We start from the raw sequence: 2,630 nt of genomic DNA, 5'->3' as shown, positions 1-2,630 counted from the left end.
GTACTGTTGCTTGATGCTGCGAGTATCATCGCTGTCAGGAATAAGCACCAAACAGCCATCCATAATCTTCACGGTGAGGGTGCAACCCTTATCGAACCCGGCTGCCTTAAGCCACTGGCCTTTAAGATGAATGGCAGGTGGTGCAGCTTCTTTGTCATTTTGCGGCACGTATCCCACGGTGTAATAACGTTCTGTTTTGGCGGCTTTATTTACCGCGCGGTTTTGCTTATAATGCGCCTTAGCCATCATTCAACTCCTACTTAGTTGCTTGTGGTCAGCGGGGTTAACGTGTTGGTAGCATTTTAACTCCGCGTTAAATCAACGGGTTGTTCTTACCTTGCCAGTGCTTGTAACTGCTTCTTGGTTAAAAAGGCATCCAGCAACTTCTTAATCACTTCCTTGTCTTCCTCCGGTAACTGCTCCACGGCCTGAAACTGCCGCAGTAACTCCCTGTCTTCAAAACGGGCTTTCGCTGCCTCGGTCTCAGCCCCTTCCAGCAAGTAATCACTGCTCACCCCGAGCACATCCGCCAGACGTTTTAACGTGTCACTGCCCGGCCGCGAGGTGCCGCGCTCAAAACGGCCAATGTGGGTGTAATGCAGCTCAGCCAGTTTACCCAGCTCTGACTGGGAGAATCCTTTTTGCCTGCGTAACTCCCGCAGGCGTTGGGCAAATCCGCTCTCTGTTGCCTCTGTCATATCAAGCACCTCTGTCATTATTGCGGTCTTAAATGTAGCTATGTTGCCGTAATTATGACTCATCTTCCATGCTCCAATGCGTTGATATGCGCTTTACATGCTTGACATAATAAAGCCTTGAAGCTAACTTATCAAGCATCGATGCTTTATTAAAAAATATTTTGTAAGGATATCTGACATGGCTCGCATCCCGGAAGCTGAGTTGCAACACCTGAAAGCGGCGGTGCCCTTAGTGGCTGTTCTTGAGCAACAAGGGCGGCAGGTGGTTAAGCGCGGCAAAGACAGGCTCGTGCTGTGCCCGTTCCATCCGGAAAAAACGCCGTCGATGGTGATCACACCGTCGAAAAATCTCTATCACTGCTTTGGCTGTAATGCAGGCGGATCGGTGCTGGACTGGGTCATGAAAACCGAAGGGTTGAGCCTGCGTCATGGTTGTGAACGGTTGAGGGCGATGCTCGGCAGCAATCCGGCAGTGGAGCCGCTGGTTGACTCGTCGGAACTGATCCGTGATGCGGTCGGGCAACAGGCGCTGCTGTTACGGGTGGCTGAGTTCTATCACCAGACTTTGCTGAATGCCCCGGAAGCTCATCAGTACCTGAAAAAACGCCGCCTTGATCACCCTGAGCTGGTCAGCCATTTTAAGCTCGGTTTTGCCAACCGCACCCTCGGTTACCGCTTGCCGGAGAAAAAGCTGAAAGCCGGGGCCGAAATCCGTACGCAGCTTCAGGCAGCCGGGTTGTTGCGTGAGAGCGGCCACGAACACTTCAGCGGCTCGTTGGTCATTCCGGTGATCGGTCTTAATGGCGAGGTGCAGGAAATGTACGGCCGCAAAATCACGGATCGACTGCGGGCAGGCACACCGCGGCATCTCTATCTGCCGGGCGCGCATGGCGGGGTCTGGAATGAAGCGGGGCTGGCCGGTTCGGCCTCGGTGATTTTGTGTGAATCGCTGATCGATGCGATGTCGTTCTGGTGTGCCGGATTCCGCAACGTGACCTGCTCGTATGGGGTACACGGGTTTACCGAGGCGCACCGGGTCGCCTTCCGGCAGCATGAGATCCGGCAGGTGCATATTGCCTATGATAATGACAAGGCAGGCAATGACGCGGCGGCACGACTGGCGGCAGAGCTGCAACTGGCCGGGCTGGATGTCTGGCGGGTGGTGTTCCCCGAAGGCAGCGATGCCAATCGCTTTAGCTGTGAAGTGGCGAACCCGGAAAATGCCTTCGGTCAGTTACTGGATGCAGCACAATGGTTGGGTGAACCCGCGAAAGCACCGCTGGCAGACCAGAATGCTTCCGCTGTCGTGCCAGTCTCTGCGGCGGCATTAGTTCCGGAGCCGGGTGTGGTAACCACACTGGCCGATAACGGGGATATTGTTGTCCGGCAGGACGGGCAGGAATGGCGGATACGCGGTGCGCAACAGAAAGCCGGCGCAACGGTGATGAAAGTGAATGTGCAGTTACTGGATAAAAACAGCGGCGCATTATACGTGGACAGTTTTGATATCCTGAGCGCCCGCGCCCGTTCGGGGTTCGTGCGTCAGGCTACTCAGGAGCTGGCGTTGCCGGACACGCTGATTAAGCGTGAACTCGGCCGGGTGTTACTGGTGCTGGAACAGCGTTCTTGGGCAGCAGCAGAAACGGTGCAGGCCGCTCAATCCCTGAGTGCCGATGAACAGCAGTCTGCGCTGGCGTTGCTGCAAGATCCGGCGTTAATCAGTCGTATCACCGCTGATTTAGCCGCCTGTGGGGTTGTCGGGGAATCGACCAACCTGCTTGCGGGTTATCTGGCCGCCGTGAGCCGTAAACTGCCCAAACCCTTAGCGGTCCTGATACAGAGCAGCAGCGCCGCCGGAAAATCCTCCTTAATGGATGCGGTGCTGAACCTGATACCGGAAGAAGAGCGTATCCAGTACAGCGCCATGACCGG

Annotated in this window: 3 protein-coding genes; 1 reads left to right on the top strand and 2 read right to left on the bottom strand. The window is 55.4% G+C overall.

The features are described from left to right. Both NXS07_RS19390 and NXS07_RS19385 read right to left on the bottom strand, forming a co-directional pair. A partial coding sequence (locus NXS07_RS19390; protein ID WP_258087450.1) for a SymE family type I addiction module toxin occupies nucleotides 1-246 on the bottom strand: 246 nt, incomplete at its 3' end. An 86-nt stretch (nucleotides 247-332) separates the two neighbouring features. Next, nucleotides 333-698, bottom strand: a complete 366-nt coding sequence (locus NXS07_RS19385; protein ID WP_258087449.1) for a helix-turn-helix domain-containing protein — start codon at nucleotides 696-698, stop codon at nucleotides 333-335. Nucleotides 699-876: 178 nt separating this feature from the next. Here NXS07_RS19385 and NXS07_RS19380 point away from each other — a divergent pair. Further along, a partial coding sequence (locus NXS07_RS19380; protein WP_258087448.1) for a CHC2 zinc finger domain-containing protein occupies nucleotides 877-2,630 on the top strand: 1,754 nt, incomplete at its 3' end.

This window comes from Xenorhabdus bovienii (genome assembly GCF_024721015.1).
Lineage (GTDB): Bacteria > Pseudomonadota > Gammaproteobacteria > Enterobacterales > Enterobacteriaceae > Xenorhabdus > Xenorhabdus bovienii.
The sequence above is the reverse complement of the archived record's forward strand: the minus strand, read 5'-3'. Positions and strand labels throughout refer to the sequence as shown.